This is a genomic window from Moraxella oblonga NBRC 102422, from assembly GCF_001598275.1.
GTDB classification, from domain to species: Bacteria; Pseudomonadota; Gammaproteobacteria; order Pseudomonadales; family Moraxellaceae; genus Moraxella; species Moraxella oblonga.
Genome location: NZ_BCYQ01000044.1, coordinates 1 through 18,073, shown reverse-complemented (window position 1 = coordinate 18,073; position 18,073 = coordinate 1). Strand labels below are relative to the sequence as shown.

Sequence of the window (18,073 nt, the reverse complement as noted above, 5' to 3'; positions counted from 1 at the left end):
TGTTTTTGAAAAAAATTGAAAAAAGTTGTAGGGGGTTGATTTTTTTGGGTTTTTATAAAAAAGAGACAAGCCGTTGAGGTTGTCTCTTTTTGTCATCACAAGGATATTATCAGCATTAACCTTTGATTTTTTTGGTGCTAACTACTTTACAAGTTTTGTGCGTAATTCTTGAGTCTGGGTCTTGCACCAAAATGTCTGACTTGTGATAGTTGTTCAAGGTTAGTGCGTCAGTACCAATATTCCAACTGTTGTCATCACCAAATGACGTACCTGCAATGTCAGACTGTGCCAAGTTGATGGGCAAGAAGCGAGTTTTGCCACCCAAATTAGCTTGGGCATAAGTTGGCAGGTTTTGTTTGTTAAAACCATAAGTAACCTTGATGTTACCACCTTTACCGCAACTGTATGTTACTTGTCTAACTTTGGTGGCTGTCTTGTCAGCTTGTGCCGGATCCATGACTTGGGCAGAAGCGATGCCAGAAAAAAGAACGCCACAGGCAAGTAATGGTGCAATGATTTTAGCGGTTTTCATAACTTTACTCCAAATGAGTGAATGGTACAATCAAATCACCACAAAAGTCGGACATGGTCAAGATTATAGACTGTGCTGTGATTTGATGTCTTCATTATAACAAAACGCACAAAAAACAATATAGTATAACGGTAAAATTTTCTTGCTAACCACACTGATTTTGTGGGTAAACACGCACAAATGACATATTTTGTTACATTTATGCAAATTAACCTCCTTTTTGTAAAAAAATAATGGCAAATATTGCGTCATCTTGCCCCAAAAATGTTACAATAGCCAAAAATTCTTTGAGTACTAAACCATGAATATTACTATCATTAACCACCCCTTAGTCAAGCACAAACTCTCACTAATGCGAGCAAAAGACTGCTCCACCTATAAATTTCGTACACTAACCAAAGAGCTTGGGCGACTGATGGCATATGAAGCGAGTCGTGATTTTGAAATCGAGCATTTTACAATGACAGGCTGGGAGGGTAACGAGATTGAAGGTACACAAATTAAGGGCAAAACCGTAACACTCGTACCAATCCTACGGGCAGGATTGGGTATGCTTGATGGCGTATTGGATTTACTCCCCACCGCCAAAATTTCGGTGGTAGGTTTGCAACGAGACGAAGAGACGCTTGAACCTGTGCCATTTTTTGAAAAATTTGTCAAAGACATTAATAAACGCCCTGCCCTAATCCTCGATCCAATGCTGGCGACAGGTGGTAGCATGGTAGCAACCATTGATATGTTAAAAAAGCACGGTTGTACCAACATCAAGGCATTGGTACTGGTCGCTGCCCCAGAGGGAGTTAAGACGGTCAATGACGCACACCCTGATGTGCAGATTTTTGCCGCCTCGCTAGATAGCCATCTAAATGACAAAGGTTATATCATTCCCGGACTTGGTGATGCAGGAGATAAGATTTTTGGGACGAAGCAGTTTTGAATAACCCAATAAAAAAGAGCAATTTGATGGTTGCTCTTTTTTTATTAATCAAGTTAATTTGCCATGACATTGCTTGTATTTAAGACCAGAGCCACATGGGCAAGGAGCATTACGATTGATGTTTTCAGGGATTTCAACATCGTCATTATGCTCAACTTGATGTTTTACAGGCGTAAAATCCACACTGCCTGAACCCAAACTCACCGCCACACGTTTAAAGCCTTGCTGTACAGGGCGTTCTGCTGGTGTGCTGGGGGTGATTTCTCCCTCCAAATTCATTGTTGCATGTTCAAAAGTCATGCGAATCTGCTCGGCTTGACGGCGACGCTCTTCTTCTAAGAATGCAATCTCTTCTGGGGTTGGAATATGTACACGTGCCAAATCCTGCACCACGTCTGATTTGATGGCTCCTAGCATGGCTTGGAAAAGCTCAAAAGATTCACGCTTGTACTCTTGTTCTGGGTTCTTTTGGGCGTAGCTACGTAAATGAATGCCTTTACGGAGCTGATCCATTTGAGTCAAATGCTCTTTCCAATGACGGTCAAGATTTCTAAGCATGAAATCTCGTTCTAGGCGACTGGCATTTTCTTCGCCCATTTGAGAACGTTTTTCATCATAATGAGCGATGGCGGTATCAATGATTTTTTGGCGTAAACCCTCCTCGTCCAAACGGCGGTCAGCATCCAACCAATCATTGATGGGCATATAAAAGCGAAACGCCTCTTCAATCTCATCTTCTAGTCCATCAATATTCCATTGGTCATCAACCGAACCACGAGGAACAAATTGGTCAATCAAAATATTATACACTTCGTGATGCATGCCTTTGATAGATTCATACAAATCCGCCTCTAAAAGCAAATCATCACGCTGTCCATAAATCACCTTACGTTGATCATTGGCAACATCGTCATATTTTAATAACTGTTTGCGGGCATCAAAATCCCTCGCTTCCACTTTGCCCTGAGCATTTTCAATGGATTTAGAAACCATTTTATGCTCAATCGCCTCATCTTCTTTTAACCCCATAGCACGGAACATATTTACCACACGCTCGCCTGCAAAAATTCGCATCAAATCATCTTCCAATGATAAGAAAAAGCGAGAATAACCAGGGTCGCCCTGTCGCCCTGCTCGCCCACGCAATTGGTTGTCAATACGGCGTGATTCGTGGCGTTCAGAGCCGATGATATGTAAACCACCTGCTTGTTTGACTTGTTCGTTTTTAATCTGCCAATCAGCTTGGAGCTGTTCCTTTTGCTCTTCGGTCAAATCGTGCAAGTTGGCAACTTCGGCTTGCCAATTACCGCCCAAAATAATATCCGTACCACGACCTGCCATGTTGGTAGCAATGGTAACGGCAGAGGGTCTGCCTGCTTGGGCAATGATTTCGGCTTCACGCTCATGCTGTTTGGCATTTAGAACATTGTGGGCAATGCCTGCTTGCTCAAGCAAATAAGACAACTCCTCACTTGCCTCAATCGTGGCTGTACCAACAAGGACAGGAGCCCCCTTAGCAGTGATTTGTTTAATCTCACGAATGATGCCTTGATATTTGCCCAGTTTGGTCATAAAAATCTGATCATTCAAATCAATACGAGCAATGGGGCGATGTGTTGGGATAATCACTACATCAAGGTTGTAGGTGGATTTAAATTCCGCCGCCTCAGTGTCGGCAGTCCCTGTCATTCCTGATAATTTGCTATAAAGACGAAAATAGTTTTGGAAGGTGGTGGTTGCCATCGTTTGGTTTTCAGGCTGAATCTCCACGCCTTCTTTGGCTTCTACCGCTTGGTGCAAACCCTCACTCCAACGTCTGCCCGGCATAGTACGACCTGTATTTTCATCTACAATAACAATCTCGCCTCCTGCCTCGTCCACGATGTAATGAACATTTTTAATAAAAATATAATGTGCCTTAATGGCGGCTTGCACATGAGCAAGTAAGGGCAGGCGAGCAGGGCTATACAGACTTTCATTTTCACCAAGTTCGCCCACTTCTATCAAAAAGCGTTCAATTTTTTCATAGCCCTTTTCGCTAATTTCAATAGCACGGTTTTTTTCATCAATCCAAAAATCACCCTCTTTATTTTCTTTGTTCAATTCTTCATCTTTGGATTGAGTAAGGCGAGGAATGATGTTGTTGATAAGTGCATAAAGGTGAGCAGAATCCTCCGCTTGCCCAGAGATGATGAGTGGTGTACGAGCCTCATCAATCAAAATACTATCAATCTCATCAATGATACAATAATTTAGCGGACGTTGTTTTTTCTCGTCCATGCTAAACACCATATTATCTCTAAGATAATCAAAACCGTATTCGTTGTTGGTGCCATAAGTAATATCGGCACGGTAGGCATCAAATTTTTCTTGGGGAGGTTGTTGGCTATAAATCACCCCCACCGTCAAACCCAAAAACTCAAACAAGCCACGGTTCAACTCTGCATCACGAGTCGCCAAATAATCATTGACCGTAACCACATGCACACCCTTGCCACTGATGGCATTGATATACATGGCAAGTGTCCCCATGAGGGTTTTGCCCTCACCCGTTTTCATCTCGGCGATTTTGCCCTCGTGCAAAGTAATGCCACCGATGAGCTGAACATCATAGTGTCTCATGCCATTGACTCGTCTGGACGCTTCACGACACACCGCAAAAGCTTCTGGCAAAATACTATCTAGCGATTCACCCTTTTGGTGACGTTCTTTAAATTCGGTGGTTTTTTGGCGTAACTCGTCATCGGACAGTGCCATGATGGCATTTTCAAAACCGTTGATTTTATCCACGATTTTACGCATGCGTTTTAATTCACGGTCGTTTTTGGTGCCGATGGTTTTTTTGATGATGGTTGATAACATGGTTGTTCCAAATTGCCAGTTGGCAAAAATCTTTTAAATACAATCTAGGTATATGGTTGCCAATGATAAAAAATCAAGGCAACCTCTTTGGTGGATTAACCTGCAATTTTTACACCAACTGCTCAAACGCCCGCTCGGCACACAAAATCGTCTTATCCAAATCATCATAACTGTGAGCCGATGACATAAAGGAGGCTTCAAAGGCAGAAGGGGCAAGGTAAATACCCTGTTTTAACATTGCGTGGAAAAAAGCATTAAAGCGTTTGGTGTCAGCATTTGCCACCTCATTAAAATTCTTGGGCAAATTTTGGCTAAAAAACAAGCCAAACATACCACCAACATAACAAGCATTAAAGGCAACAGAATGCTTTTTGGCAACCGCCTTTAAGCCATTGACCAAATAAGCGGTTTTGGCAGTCAGCTCCTCATAAAAATCAGGCTTGGTCAAATGCTCAAACATCGCCTTGCCAGCTCGCATTGCCAAAGGATTGCCAGAGAGCGTGCCAGCTTGATAAACACCGCCCAAAGGGGCGATACATTCCATAATTTCTCGTTTTCCGCCAAACGCTCCCACAGGCAAGCCCGCCCCAATGATTTTGCCAAAGGTGGTCAAATCAGGCTGTATGCCAAAATAATGGCTTGCTCCTTTGAGTCCGACACGAAAGCCTGTCATCACTTCATCAAAAATCAAGACCACGCCATAATCGGTGCATAATTGGCGAAGCGTTTGATGAAATTCCTTAGTGGGGATAATCATATTCATATTGCCAGCAATTGGCTCAATGATGACACAGGCAAGCTCACCGCCAAATTTTTCAAAAGCAGCCTTCAAAGCCTCTATGTCATTATAGGGCAAAGTGATGGTATGTTTGGCAAAGTCGGCTGGCACGCCCTTTGAGGTTGGCTCGCCAATATCTAGCATTCCAGAGCCTGCCTTGACCAAGAGACTGTCGGAATGACCGTGATAACAGCCTTCAAATTTGACGATTTTGTCTCGTCCTGTATAGCCCCTTGCAAGGCGGATTGCCGACATTGTCGCCTCTGTGCCAGAGGACACCATACGAATCAGCTCAATATGAGGCAATAGCTCACAAATCAAATCCGCCATTGTGGTTTCAAAGGGTGTTGGACACCCAAAAGACAAACCATCATCGGCAGCAGTTTTGACCGCACTAATCACAGGCTCAAAGGCGTGCCCCAAAATCATCGGTCCCCACGAACCAACATAGTCAATATAAGGGCGACCTTCTGTATCATAAATATACGCCCCTTTTGCTTTTGACACAAAAACAGGTGTACCGCCCACGCCTGTAAAGGCACGCACAGGGGAATTAACGCCCCCTGGGATATGGCGTTTGGCTTTTTCAAATAGGACTTGGTCGGCAGTTAGGTTGGTCATGGCATTATCCTAAAAATTAATTGGAGATATTTTACCATCTTTTTAGACATAACCAAAAATAAAAAGCCACGTTTTGCAACATGGCTTTGTCATTATTGTGTAAAACATGCCTGTATTCGTTTGGCAAGTTGTACGTCCCTACCGTGAACTTCGGGATTATCAACTTCACCAATCGCTACCGAAACAGTATTATAATACTGGCTAAGGTACGGATAGTGTTCAAGCTCTTGACAATAAAACGCCAAGCGAGTGATGAATGCCACCGCAGATGCAAAATCCGAAAATTCAAAAGTTTTCACCAAACGATTACCGTCCAATCGCCAATCAGGTAAAAAATTTTCCAACTGTAAAGCCACTTGGTCGGAAGTGAGTGTACTCATAGACTTTATCCAGATGTTAAAAGATGTCCTATTGTACCAAAACTTTTGGCAAAATCAGCAAGATTTTTGTAACTCACCTTATGCCAAAAGCGACTGATATTCAGGGTGTTTTTGTAAAAAACTTGCCACAAAACTACAACTTGGCACAACCGCCTTGTTATTTTCTTTGGCATAGTCTAAGGCGAATTTAACAAGTGCCGTCCCCACACCACGACCGCCAAGCTCACTTGGAACGATGGTGTGGTTATAATCTAGGGTGGTATCATCAATGGTTTCATAGCTTAGATAAGCAGTATGACCATCAATGGTGGTTTCAAAGCGTTGGGTGGTAAGGTTGTGAGTGATGTGCATTTTCAATCCTTAAAATGGCTTGCAAAATAGGGTAAGCTGGATTATGCTAACATAAATTTTATAAAATGGGAATGACAATTATACCACTTTATACCTAATTATTATAATTAGCATACCAAGTGTCATCTAAGGCAATAAAATGATTTCCCAAATCATTTTGATAGCCGTAATCTTGCCAAGAATTTTGATACAGCCCTTGATAAAATTCATCAAAGAAGTTATGCTCAATCGGAATGCCATATCTTCTATATCCAACTTGTGGTTGTTGCTTTGGTTTATTTTTTGGCAATCTACGCTTTTTCTTGATTGTTCTACAAGATTCTTTTGATGACTCAAAATCTTCTTTCTCTATAACATTAAAAATATTTTTTTGTAAAAAGTGGTAAAACTCGTGATATTGTTTATGATGTTTTATTTCTAGGAAAAATTCATCACTGGCTTGATAAAATTCATCAATATCAGCCACAAAAGTAATAAAATCAAAATATTTTGCCAGCAATGATTTATCAGAATAGCTCAAATTTTTACATAGCGATAAAACATTTTTAATATCCAATCATAACTCCTTAGTAAAATCACTCCAAAAAATATCCAATTTTTCAACTTAGCCATTTTAACATATATGATAATAAAGCTCAATTTTATACCCACAAACCTTAAAACAACACCCACCCCACATTCCCGCCACCATCTACTAATCGCTACTTAAAATGGCTTATTCGCCAGCAATCAAACAAAAAGCCTTAGCTTATTATGACAAATATAAAAACATTGACCTTGTTGTAGAGGCTAAGGCACTCAAAACAATAAAATCACCCTTAAAAAAGACCACAGCCCATAAAGAGCAAAACTCAAACAAAGTCAAAGACTACCAAGATAACTTGAAATATTTTGCAAAGCACGCAAGGCTACAAGCTGGTTTATATAAGAAATGGCTTAGAAGTTATTTATCAAAGTTTGAGAGTGTTTGGCAGGGGTTGATGGGTGTTTTGGGGTTAAGTGAGTATATCACTCTATTTTTATCATAAACCACACCGCCTCACCATTTATGGTAAGTTTGATTTGTGAGCCGTCCACCAGGCCCTGCGGGAGCGTGGTGCGAATGGTACGACCTTGATGATTAAAGGTGATTTGCCCACCATGCTCGCTAAGTGCGGTATTGATAATGAGTGTGGGTAGAGTGTCTTTTGGAGGTTTGCCAGCTTCTTTGATGATGTTTTGGGCTTTGGCAAGTAGGGTTTTGGCATTCTTAAAAATGCCTTTATCAGCTTGCCAATCTTTTTGTAATTCGTGCAGTCTTTGTTCGGCGAAATGAGCAAATCGTTTGGCTTTGATGTCAAATTTTTGCAAATTTGCCATGACGGTGGGAGATTTTTGGATTTCTTGGTTGATTTTTTGGGTAAATTTACCCACCACGCTAAAATAGACGGCATGATATATGTCGTATTCGGCACGTTTTTTGGGGTCTTTTAGGGTGGCGTAAGCTTCGTTAATCAGTACGATTTGACCACTCTCGCCTGCTCGGTCTGGGTGGTGGCGTTTGGCTAATTGGCGGTAGGCGTGCTTGATATCATCTGTGCTGGCGGATTTTGGCACGCCCAAAATGGCATAATAGTCGTGTCTGGGGGCTTGGTTTTTCATGACAACGCATTCTCCAATGTTTCAAGCTCATCCATTTTTAGAAGTAAATTTTCTTCAATGTCTGCCACTTGTTTTTGTAGCTCGCTTTGTTTGCCAAGTACATTTAACAGTTTGTCTTTATTTTTATCATCATACATGGCTTGGTCAGATAAGGTATTTTCAATCTCGCCAAGCTCACTTGTTAATTTATCCAGCTGTTTTTCTAGTTTTTCTATCTCTTTACGCAAGGGGGCAGTTTTTTGGCGGTTTTGGGCATTTTGTTTGCGAATTTCTTCTTTGGAAAGGGCAGATTTTTCGGTGGTGGAGTTTTCTGCCCCTGCTTTGTTTTGGGCGACTTTGGCAAGGCGAGCCTGACGTAAATGCTCGGCATAATCTGCCATATCGCCTGTAAATTCGTCCGCTCGTCCGTCTGCTACGAGTAAAAGGTTGTCGCAGACATTCATCACCAAATCTCTATCGTGCGAGACTAGGATTAATGCCCCTTCATAGTTTTGTAGAGCGAGCATGAGGGCGTTTCGCATGGATAAATCAAGGTGGTTGGTTGGTTCGTCCAGCACCAGTACGTTGGGGCGTTGCCAAACGATGAGAGCAAGCGTCAACCGTGCTTTTTCACCACCAGAAAACAGACGACAGGGCGTGTCAATTTTATCGCCTTTAAAATTAAAACTTCCCAAAAACGACCGCAAATCAGCATCCGATGTCGTACCAGCAAGCCTCCGAAGTAAAATAAGTGGCGTGGCAGACTCGTCTAGTGCGTCCATTTGGTGTTGGTTAAAGTAACCCAATTTTAGGTTGTCGGAAATTTTGCGTGTGCCAGTGATGAGTGGTAAATCACCTACGAGTGCCTTAATGAGTGTGGATTTGCCTGCCCCATTTGCCCCAAGCACCCCAAGCCGAGTGTCAGGCGTGATTTGTAAATTTGCTTTATTGATTAGAGGCTTGTCATAACCAACGGTGGCATTATCTAGGCTGATGAGTGGTGATGAAATGCAGTTTGGTGGATAAAATTGAAAGGTAAATTCACTGTCTGCCATGACAGGAGCGATGTCAGTCATGTTGGCAAGTTGCTTGACACGGCTTTGGGCTTGTTTGGCTTTGGTGGCTTTTGCCCCAAAACGGCGAATGAAGTTTTCAAGGTGGGCTTTTATGGCTTCTTGACGTTCAAAGGCTTGTTGTTGTTGGGTTAAGCGTTCGGCACGAGTGCGGATGAATTGGCTATAATTGCCTGTGTAAAGGGTGATTTTGCCATGCTCAATATGAGCAATATGTGTACAAATTGTGTCCATAAAGGCTTGGTCGTGGCTAATGACGATGATGAGACCACCAAATTTTAAAAGCCAGTCTTCTAGCCATAAAATAGCATCTAAGTCTAAGTGGTTGGTGGGTTCGTCTAGCAAAAGCACGTCTGCCCTATGCATGAGCGTACGAGCCAAATTTAGACGCATTCGCCAACCACCAGAAAAATCCTGCACGGCTTTTGTGTGTTCTTGTTCACCAAATCCAAGCCCTGACAAAATCTGTCCTGCTTTGGAAGGTGTGCGATAGCCGTCTATCTCATCAAAACGTTGATACAAAGGGGCGATGGCATCTTGGGCAAGGTTGGTTTGATTTGCAAGTTTGGCATTTAACTCATACCATTCTTTGTCGCCTGACAACACATAATCTATCGCCGTTTGGTTGCTTGCGTGGATTTCTTGTGCCATGTGGGCGATTTGCCAGTTTTTTGGCATGTCAATTAAACCCATGTCTGTGCCATACTCACCAAGCAAACTGGCAAATAGTGTGGATTTGCCTGTGCCGTTGTTGCCTGTAAGTCCTACGATTTGACCTTGATGAAGTTGTAGATTAACTTCACTAAACAATAAGCAACCTTCTCGGCGAATGGCGACATTTTTTAGTTCTATCATGTGTCAGTGTACCAAATGAACGTTTAGGTTAAGAAAGGTAAGAGTCTGCTTAGTACATCAGCAGGTGAGCCGTTGGCATTGATGCGTTTGATTCTGTTGGGATTTTTTTGATGTTGGTATAAAAACCCTTGATATGTTCGTTCAAAAAATGCCAAATCTTCACTTTCAAATCGGTCTACCACGCTTCTTTTGCCTGCTCGTTGTATGCCAATCACAGGGTCTAAGTCCAACCAAAATGTCAAGTCGGGTTTTTTTGGAACAAAAGCTTCAATCAAAGATGAGATTTTGGCAAGTTGATGACTGTCTCCACCAAATCGCCCAAAACCCTGATATGCCACCGTGCTATCAAAAAAACGGTCGCACACCACCCATTTACCATCTGCTAGGGCAGGTAAAATGGTTTGGTGCAAATGGTCAGCTCGTGCAGTAAACATCATCAGAAGTTCAGTATCATCGCTGATGTTGGTTTTGTTGTCCAGTAAAATCTTTCGCAGTGTTTCTGCCAAAGGACTACCCCCTGGCTCACGAGTGCGAATGTAGGCGATGCCACGACTGTCAAGCTTGCGACAAAAACCGTCAATGGTGGTGGTTTTACCAACGCCTTCTGTACCTTCAAAGGTGATGAATTTGGGTGCGGTCATGATGTTTCCAAAAACAGTTATTCTTTATTTGCCATGACTTTGCGATATTCTGCCACGGCTTTGTTGTGTTCGTCTAGCGTTACACTAAACTTGTGTCCGCCCTTACCTGTCGCCACAAAAAAGATATAAGGTACATCAGAGGGGTACATGGTGGCGTGTATGGCTTCGGCAGACGGCAGGGCAATGGGTGTGGGCGGTAAGCCGTCTATTTGATAGGTATTGTAGTCAGTTTTTTCATCAATGTTTGAGCGGTAAATTTTGCCATCATAACGGTCAAACAATCCATAAATGATGGTGGGGTCGGTTTGTAATCGCATATTTTGGCGTAGGCGATTGACAAAAACGGCAGACACATCATTGCGTTCGGATTTGATGCCCGTTTCTTTTTCAATGATACTTGCCATGATGAGGGCTTGGTAGGGTGAATCATAGGGTAAATCTTTGTCACGCCCAAGCCAAGCTTTTTCTAAAAGCTGCATTTGGGTATCGTGTAAGCGTTGTAAAATCTCCCTATCAGACGTGCCTTGTGCAAACAGATAGGTGTTGGGGGCAAATTGCCCTTCTAGGTTGCCGTTGGGACTATCAATCCCCAATGCTTTGGCAACCGCTTCGTTGTCTCTGGCGACATCTGTCCATGAGTAACGGTCGGATTTTGGGGTGAGTAGCTCAAGGCTGATACCGCGTGTGTTTTTTAGGATTTGATACAAATCCTTGACAGTTTTGCCCTCGATGATTTGGATTTTAACCATTTCCACTTTTGCCCCTTTGCCCAAAATATCCACCACTTGTTTGAGGCTTGCATGGGCAGGGATTTCATAAGTACCCAAATTTAGGGCATCTTTGGCAAAAAATTTGATGTACAAACGAGTAATCGGCTCAAATGACAACGGCGTATCTTGCCAGTTTGGTTCGGTCAGTAGGCTATGGTAGGTATCGCCTGCGTTCACGGTGAGTTTGTGGGCGGGGCGGTCAGTGGGGGCAAATGCAGTTTGATAGACTGCCACGCCACCAGCTATGCCACCAAGGAGTAACACTCCACCCAAAAAGTGTAACAAGCCTTTGGTCATGGCATCGGTATTTAGGAAAGATTTTTTGTCAGACATGAATATAGCTAAAAATGAATTTGGGGTATTTTAGCAAAAAATAAGGTTGGTTGAATATGAAATTTGTTAATAAAAAACCACCCAATCCTTTGACTGGGCGGTCAGTTTTTACGGTTATGATTTGATAATCAATGCCCCTTTAACAAATCATTGACATCATCTTTTAATTTGTCAAAAAAGCCTTTTTTCTTGGCACTAGCACCGTTATCGCTGTGTAGGGTTTTGGCAAATTGTTCTAGGAGAGCTTTTTGTTCGCCAGTGAGGTTGGTTGGTGTTTCAACCACGATACGACAAATCAAATCACCCTGCATACCACCACGCACAGTCGTTACGCCCTTGCCACGCACACGCAAAAGCTTACCGCTTTGAGTACCTTCGGCGATTTTGATGTTGATTTTGCCGTCCAGTGTCGGAACTTCTACATCGCTACCTAGTGAGGCGGTTACGATATCCACAGGAACGTCCATATGCAAATCTGCCCCATTTCTGGTAAAGACATCATGAGGTTTGACAGCGATTTCTACGTACAAATCACCATTTGGCATACCATGATCGCCTGCTTCACCCTTGCCAGAGACTCGTACACGGTCGCCATTATCCACGCCTGCTGGGATAGAGATTTCAATGGTTTGGGATTTTTGTTGTTTGCCCTCACCATGACAATCAGAGCAAGGATTTTTAATGGTTTTGCCACTCCCATGACATTCAGGACATGGTTGTTGCATGACGAAAAAGCCCTGTTGCATACGCACCTGCCCATGACCGCCACAGGTTTTACAGGTTACGATGTCACTGTCAGACTTTGCTCCCTTGCCATGACAAGTTTCACACGCCACAGAAGTGCTAAAACGAATGTCTTTTTTGCAACCCTTAACAGCCTCTTCTAGGGTGAGAGTTAGATTGTAGAGTAAGTCAGCCCCTTTACTGGCACGGCGACCACCGCCACTACGCCCACCGAACATATCACCAAAGATGTCGCCAAAACCACCTCCGCCACTAAATCCACCACGACCACCGCCAAAGAAACTGCCAAAAATGTCGTTTAAGTCATCAGCACTAAATCCACCAGCGTTGCCAAATCCACCATTATTCATGCCTTGTTCAAAGGCACTGTGTCCCATGCGGTCATAGGTGGCACGTTTTTGAGCGTCCGACAGTACCTCATACGCCATAGTCGCTTCTTTAAATTTTTCTTCGGCACTTGGGTCATCTGGGTTTTTGTCAGGGTGGTATTTCATGGCAAGACGGCGGTAGGCTTTTTTGATTTCTTTTTCGTCTGCTGACTTATCCACACCCAAAATGGTATAAAAATCTTTACTCATGTCAAATCCTAAAAATTGCCAAATGGCACAAAAATTTGCCCTATTTATGGTGTTTTTACCATAATAATCAAGGTTTGGGATTATCATTTTTAAATTTTTATGGCAAAATATCCCAAATTATCGGAAAATCCTTATGAAAAAAGCCCCCTTTCTTCTCGTTGTTGTCATTGCTGTGTTGGTGGTGGCATTGTCGCCTTATTATAAATTATACACCCTTAAAACTGCCTATGAGCAAGGCGATTATGCCTCCATGGTCAATAGCGTTGATTTTGAGACGCTACGCCCCAACCTAAAACATCAGTTTTATGAAAAATTTGACGGTTTTGTTGCCCAAAATAACCTTGACCAAGCCCTAAGCCTGTTTGGTGTCAAACCTGAACAAATCCACAACTACGGCGTGCGTTTTATTGACAATGCGGTGGATAAAGCCATAACGCCTGACAACCTAACCGCCCTTGCCACAGGCAACGTCAACAAAGATAGCGAGCCTTTGCTTATCGGCATTGCTTTGGTCAGTGGGGCGGTAGATGTGCCAAAATTGGTGCAAAGCTATTTTCGCACAGGCAATGTAGAGCAAGCCATTAGCGAACAAAAACAACAAATTACCAAAAAAACCACCACCACAAACAGCCCCAAACCTACATTCAAGTACTGTGGTTTTAATTGTTTTGCCATTGATACAGCCATAAAAAATCAACCCATTCGTATCATCATGACACGTCATCAAGTGGTAGATTGGCGGATTGATAATGTCATCTTAAAAGATTGATTAAATAAAATGACTTATTTTTACGACAAATGGTTATAAATTTACAAAACAACACATAAAAATGGTTGCGATTGTTGCTCATATTTGGTTTAATATTGCCAAGTAGTTGGAAACATCATTCCAACAAATTCAATCTGACGATTTTTAGCAATTTGTTAATAGTCATTAACTTTTAAATTAATCTTTTAATTTTAAAAATTAATTCTGATAACTATTACTTAAATCGTCATTAATATCCATTAATCTACTTTTTAAGGAATAGCATCATGGCTAAATTATCTCTTGACGGTCTAAGCGACATCGACGGTTTCGTAGCAGCAGCATTGGTTGATAGCGAATCAGGTCTTGCTCTAGCTACTTTGGGTACTGGTATTGACCTAGAACTAGCAGCTGCTGGTAACACCGAAGTAGTACGTGCTAAGCGTAAAACTGCTAAGGCATTGGGTCTTAACGAATCTATCGAAGATATCCTAATCACTCTAAGCGGTCAATACCACCTTATCCGCCCACTAGTGCGTAACGACAGCCTATTCTTGTACCTAGTACTTGACCGCCAAAAATCTAACCTAGCTATGGCTCGCCACAGCTTGAAGAGCTTTGAAACTGAACTAGACTTCTCTTAATAGTCTTGGTTAAGCTCCTATCAAAAGTTGAATGAAAAAGCACAAAAAGCGCCCCTTTTGGGGTGTTTTTTGTGCTATTGTCCATAATTCTGACACATTCGTCAATACATTAGTACAAAATTCCACAAAATAGTTTTTGTAGTTATGATAATTGAGTTTTATAATACACAAGAATATAAACTATTTTTGGGTATTTATTTATGACAGATTTTGCACTTCCCACATGGTTTGCTCCTCATTTGGTTGCAGGAATGCGACGTGGCATAGAAAAAGAAGGGCTTCGCATGCAGTCCAATGGCTATGCCTCCACTGCTTTTCACCCCGCCAAACTTGGGTCAAAGCTTACCCACCCCTATATCACTACCGATTATTCTGAAAATCTACTTGAACTCATCACCACACCCAAATCCACCATCAAAGATGCACTTGACATGCTTCGTGAGCTTCATGTGCTTGTGCATCGTTCCTTAGAAAATGGGGAGTTGATGTGGCCGTTATCCATGCCATGTATGCTGTCAGATGATGATAGCGACATACCATTAGCAGATTATGGCACGTCTAATATTGGTAAATTAAAAACACTTTATCGTATGGGGCTTGGGGTACGATACGGTCGTAAAATGCAGACGATTGCAGGCTTGCATTACAATCTATCCATTGGCGATGATTTGTTTGGAAAATGGGCAAAAGCAGAAGGTCGTGCCGATTTACAAGCTTTTAAAAACGAAAAGTATTTGGCACTCATTCGCAATTTTAAACGCCTTACACCACTTGTGTTGTATCTGTTGGGGGCAAGTCCGAGTGTGTGTCGGTGCTTTTTGACAGGGCGTGAGCATGATTTGTTACCACTTGATGACAGTCAGCGTACCTATTATCAACCCAACGGTACAAGCCTACGCATGGGCAAACTTGGTTATACCAACAGTGTCCAAAAGGATTTAGATATTCGCTATAATGATTTAGATGAATACATCAAGGGTCTACGCAAGGCTATCGGTACGCCTTTTGCTGATTTTACCAAGATTGGTGTAGATGATGATAATGGCAATCCCATTCAAATCAACGACCACATTTTACAAATTGAAAATGAATTTTATAGCCCCATTCGCCCAAAACAAGTAACCAAATCAGGCGAAACACCAACAACCGCCCTAGCAGAGCGAGGTATTGCTTATGTGGAGTTTCGTGCCATAGACCTAGACCCATATAGCGACATCGGCATTACGACTGCTACCGCCTGCTTTTTGGAGGTGCTGGCGTTGTACTGCTTGTTGTCAGACTCTCCTGAGCTACTGCCTGATGAGCAGACACGTTTGGCAGATAATGTGGAGATGGTGGTTAACCATGGTAGAAAAATGGGCACCATCATTCAAACAAGTAATGGCAAACAGGGGTTACACGAATGGATAGTGGCAACGCTCAACCAAATGCAAATCATCGCTGATGCCTTTGATGAGTATTATGAGGGTAATGATTATCGCACAGCATTGGCACTCATGCAGGGCAAAGCAACCAATCCCAACTTTACCCTTTCTGCTCAAATAGAATCGGATTCTAGACGACTTGGTAGCACGTGGAAGCTCGGGCAATTTTTGGCACAAAAACACCAAAATGAACTGCTTGATTTTGCCATAAGTAACGAAAATGCCTTTAATTATGCCAACATCGCCATACAATCTTTTGCCGACCAACAGGCACTTGAAAGAGAAATCACCGTACCATTTTCTGAGTTTGTGAAACAGTTTCGTTGATTATGATAAAACATTTAACTTTTCGTACACTGTGTGCCAGTTTGTTTGCTTTTTCGGTCATTGCGACCCTAGTGGCGATTTTTTATTTCCAAAAGCATTTAGGACTTGAACCTTGCCCGCTTTGTATTTTTCAGCGCATTGGCGTTTGGATTATGGGTGGGTTTGCCTTTTTGGGTATGCTTGTCAACCCTAAAAAACTGTGGTTACAATCCATCCTATGGGTTGGTATGTTGATTGGCGTGCTTTGGGGGCTTGGGGTGGCAGGTCGCCATGTGTGGCTACAACACCTACCTCCCAACCAAGTGCCTGCCTGTGGGCCAGGTCTAAATTACTGGGTGGAGACATTGCCTATACTACAAGTATTCCAAGAAGTACTAAAAGGTTCAGGCGAATGTGCAGTGATTGATTGGCAGATGGCGGGATTTAGCATTCCTGAGCTGACGCTTGCTATGTTTGCGGTGTTTTTGGTTACGCTCTTGATTGGTGGTTTTAAAATGTTTAAAAAACAAACGTAAATTCAACATTAACTCTAAAAACCTTGTTTGATAACAAGGTTTTTAGTTGCCTGCTCTTATTTTATCAAGCTCGGCTCTCACCTGTGCTACCCCAATAGGACTTAGCATACGGTCTAGGTTTTTCCAGATTTTGTGAAAATCGTAGCCACCACCTTTCATCTCGGTGCGTGCCGATTCAATATCCCAACCTTGATAAATCACTCGGTACATGGCAATGACGATGCCTGTGCGGTCAGCTCCGTGATAACAATGTACAAGCACGCCACCTTGCTCACGACCCTGCTCAATGGCGTACAAAGCTCGGGCGATTTGGGCAGGACGGACATGCCATGTCAGTATTGGTTCGTTGATGAGCGTTACTGAATTATCAAAAATCTTAGCATCTTTATCTTGGTTTTTGTATTGGAGGTTGATGACGGTTTTGATGTTTTGAGCATTCATGTGTGAGATATCATCATGGATTGGCATTTCACTGCGATAAACACCTTCATCTACTTGATAAAAATTGGCATCTGCTTTAATCAAACTTGCCCAATGCTCTGGACGTGGCTTTGTGGCTGGATAAGTCGCACAGGCGATTAAGTGCAAAGCCAATAAGAAAACGGCAAAATGTTTCACGTGGAACAATCCTAATGATGTAAAGTTGCCATTATAACAAAATCCCAAGTGATTGACAAAAACCTTAAAAATGGTTATAGTTGAGACATTACTCACCCATTTTTAAGGATAAAATTATGGCTGATTTTGTAACTTGTGATTTGCTTGATGATAACGAAGATAAAGTTATCTACGTACTGCCCCCTATCATAGATGGTCAGGCGTGGCGACAGTATGGTGGTGTCAGTACTTTTGGAGGTCAGGCGGTAACGGTCAAATGCTTTGAGGACAACTCTCGTGTCAAAGAACTGCTCGCTACTGATGGTACTGGTAAAATCTTAGTTGTGGATGGTGGTGCCTCCATGCGATGTGCGTTGATGGGGGATATGATAGCAAAATCAGCGGTAGAGAACGGCTGGGTAGGAGTTATCATCAGTGGCTGTGTGCGTGATGTTGATGAGATTGCCAAGATGACTCTTGGGGTACTTGCCCTTGCTAGCATTCCCAAAAAGAGCGTAAGAAAAGGCGTTGGAGAAACAGGTTTGCCCATTAGTATCGGCGGAGTAACCATTTGTGATGGCGACTTCGTTTATGTGGATAACAATGGCGTGATAGTGAGTAAGGAAAAGTTGGTTTGAGTAAAAATGGCAATATCTAAAAGTATTGCCATTTTGTTGCTTGTTTTGTGTAATTGTGCAAATTTGCACTTATAGAGGAAGTTGTATGCAGTTCCCCCCCCCCCC

General features: G+C 42.5%; 19 protein-coding genes. 7 read left to right on the top strand and 12 right to left on the bottom strand.

What is annotated here, in order from left to right; all coding sequences use genetic code 11:
• Window positions 1-115: 115 nt before the first annotated feature.
• Entirely contained in the window at window positions 116-532 is a 417-nt protein-coding gene (locus MOB01S_RS12815) for an ACP-like domain-containing protein (protein WP_066805016.1), read from the bottom strand.
• A gap of 301 nt (window positions 533-833) precedes the next feature.
• On the opposite strand from MOB01S_RS12815, the gene upp reads away from it, so the two are divergent.
• Window positions 834-1,469: a uracil phosphoribosyltransferase gene (upp, locus tag MOB01S_RS10445; protein WP_066805015.1), complete on the top strand. Its 636-nt coding sequence runs from the start codon at window positions 834-836 to the stop codon at window positions 1,467-1,469.
• Window positions 1,470-1,517: 48 nt separating this feature from the next.
• On the opposite strand, the gene secA is transcribed toward upp, so the two are convergent.
• The 5 genes from secA to MOB01S_RS10420 all read right to left on the bottom strand — a co-directional run bounded on the left by secA (window position 1,518) and on the right by MOB01S_RS10420 (window position 7,017).
• The gene (secA, locus tag MOB01S_RS10440) at window positions 1,518-4,331 is read right to left on the bottom strand and encodes a preprotein translocase subunit SecA (RefSeq protein ID WP_066805013.1); all 2,814 of its coding nucleotides are present in this window, start codon (window positions 4,329-4,331) and stop codon (window positions 1,518-1,520) included.
• Between the two features lie 109 nt (window positions 4,332-4,440).
• Window positions 4,441-5,730, bottom strand: a complete 1,290-nt coding sequence (gene hemL / locus MOB01S_RS10435; RefSeq protein ID WP_066805011.1) for a glutamate-1-semialdehyde 2,1-aminomutase — start codon at window positions 5,728-5,730, stop codon at window positions 4,441-4,443.
• A gap of 92 nt (window positions 5,731-5,822) precedes the next feature.
• The gene (locus MOB01S_RS10430) at window positions 5,823-6,110 is read right to left on the bottom strand and encodes a 4a-hydroxytetrahydrobiopterin dehydratase (protein WP_066805009.1); all 288 of its coding nucleotides are present in this window, start codon (window positions 6,108-6,110) and stop codon (window positions 5,823-5,825) included.
• A 78-nt stretch (window positions 6,111-6,188) separates the two neighbouring features.
• Window positions 6,189-6,461, bottom strand: a complete 273-nt coding sequence (locus tag MOB01S_RS10425) for a GNAT family N-acetyltransferase (protein WP_066805007.1) — start codon at window positions 6,459-6,461, stop codon at window positions 6,189-6,191.
• Window positions 6,462-6,555: 94 nt separating this feature from the next.
• Window positions 6,556-7,017, bottom strand: coding sequence for a hypothetical protein (locus tag MOB01S_RS10420; RefSeq protein ID WP_066805005.1), 462 nt, complete (start codon window positions 7,015-7,017; stop codon window positions 6,556-6,558).
• A 154-nt stretch (window positions 7,018-7,171) separates the two neighbouring features.
• On the opposite strand from MOB01S_RS10420, the gene MOB01S_RS10415 reads away from it, so the two are divergent.
• Window positions 7,172-7,489, top strand: a complete 318-nt coding sequence (locus tag MOB01S_RS10415; protein WP_066805002.1) for a hypothetical protein — start codon at window positions 7,172-7,174, stop codon at window positions 7,487-7,489.
• Here the strand turns inward: MOB01S_RS10415 and MOB01S_RS10410 are convergent.
• The 5 genes from MOB01S_RS10410 to dnaJ form a co-directional block, all read right to left on the bottom strand.
• The gene (locus tag MOB01S_RS10410; protein WP_066804999.1) at window positions 7,470-8,102 is read right to left on the bottom strand and encodes a J domain-containing protein; all 633 of its coding nucleotides are present in this window, start codon (window positions 8,100-8,102) and stop codon (window positions 7,470-7,472) included. The two genes, MOB01S_RS10415 and MOB01S_RS10410, sit on opposite strands and share 20 nt — an antisense overlap.
• On the bottom strand, window positions 8,099-10,009 hold the full coding sequence (locus MOB01S_RS10405; RefSeq protein ID WP_066804996.1) for an ABC-F family ATP-binding cassette domain-containing protein: 1,911 nt from the start codon (window positions 10,007-10,009) through the stop codon (window positions 8,099-8,101). Before MOB01S_RS10405 ends, MOB01S_RS10410 begins: the two co-directional genes overlap by 4 nt.
• A 23-nt stretch (window positions 10,010-10,032) precedes the next feature.
• A complete protein-coding gene (tmk, locus tag MOB01S_RS10400; protein ID WP_066804984.1) occupies window positions 10,033-10,650 on the bottom strand; it encodes a dTMP kinase in 618 nt (205 codons plus the stop codon).
• Window positions 10,651-10,667: 17 nt separating this feature from the next.
• Window positions 10,668-11,753: an endolytic transglycosylase MltG gene (gene mltG, locus MOB01S_RS10395; RefSeq protein ID WP_084349708.1), complete on the bottom strand. Its 1,086-nt coding sequence runs from the start codon at window positions 11,751-11,753 to the stop codon at window positions 10,668-10,670.
• Between the two features lie 128 nt (window positions 11,754-11,881).
• Complete coding sequence (dnaJ, locus tag MOB01S_RS10390) at window positions 11,882-13,075, bottom strand: molecular chaperone DnaJ (protein ID WP_066805017.1); 1,194 nt, start codon at window positions 13,073-13,075, stop codon at window positions 11,882-11,884.
• Between the two features lie 133 nt (window positions 13,076-13,208).
• Between dnaJ and MOB01S_RS10385 the strand changes: the two genes are divergently transcribed.
• The 4 genes from MOB01S_RS10385 to MOB01S_RS10370 all read left to right on the top strand — a co-directional run bounded on the left by MOB01S_RS10385 (window position 13,209) and on the right by MOB01S_RS10370 (window position 16,733).
• Window positions 13,209-13,844: a DUF2939 domain-containing protein gene (locus MOB01S_RS10385; RefSeq protein WP_066804981.1), complete on the top strand. Its 636-nt coding sequence runs from the start codon at window positions 13,209-13,211 to the stop codon at window positions 13,842-13,844.
• 266 nt (window positions 13,845-14,110) lie between these two features.
• Window positions 14,111-14,467: a hypothetical protein gene (locus tag MOB01S_RS10380; RefSeq protein WP_066804979.1), complete on the top strand. Its 357-nt coding sequence runs from the start codon at window positions 14,111-14,113 to the stop codon at window positions 14,465-14,467.
• Window positions 14,468-14,667: 200 nt separating this feature from the next.
• Complete coding sequence (gshA, locus tag MOB01S_RS10375) at window positions 14,668-16,218, top strand: glutamate--cysteine ligase (RefSeq protein WP_066804977.1); 1,551 nt, start codon at window positions 14,668-14,670, stop codon at window positions 16,216-16,218.
• Between the two features lie 2 nt (window positions 16,219-16,220).
• Window positions 16,221-16,733 (top strand): disulfide bond formation protein B, encoded by a 513-nt coding sequence (locus MOB01S_RS10370; protein ID WP_066804975.1) that lies wholly within the window; start codon window positions 16,221-16,223, stop codon window positions 16,731-16,733.
• Window positions 16,734-16,775: 42 nt separating this feature from the next.
• Here the strand turns inward: MOB01S_RS10370 and MOB01S_RS10365 are convergent, their stop codons facing one another.
• The gene (locus MOB01S_RS10365) at window positions 16,776-17,351 is read right to left on the bottom strand and encodes a phosphatase domain-containing putative toxin (RefSeq protein ID WP_066804972.1); all 576 of its coding nucleotides are present in this window, start codon (window positions 17,349-17,351) and stop codon (window positions 16,776-16,778) included.
• Window positions 17,352-17,467: 116 nt separating this feature from the next.
• On the opposite strand from MOB01S_RS10365, the gene rraA reads away from it, so the two are divergent.
• Window positions 17,468-17,968 (top strand): ribonuclease E activity regulator RraA, encoded by a 501-nt coding sequence (rraA, locus tag MOB01S_RS10360; RefSeq protein WP_066804970.1) that lies wholly within the window; start codon window positions 17,468-17,470, stop codon window positions 17,966-17,968.
• The last annotated feature ends 105 nt before the right edge of the window (window positions 17,969-18,073 follow it).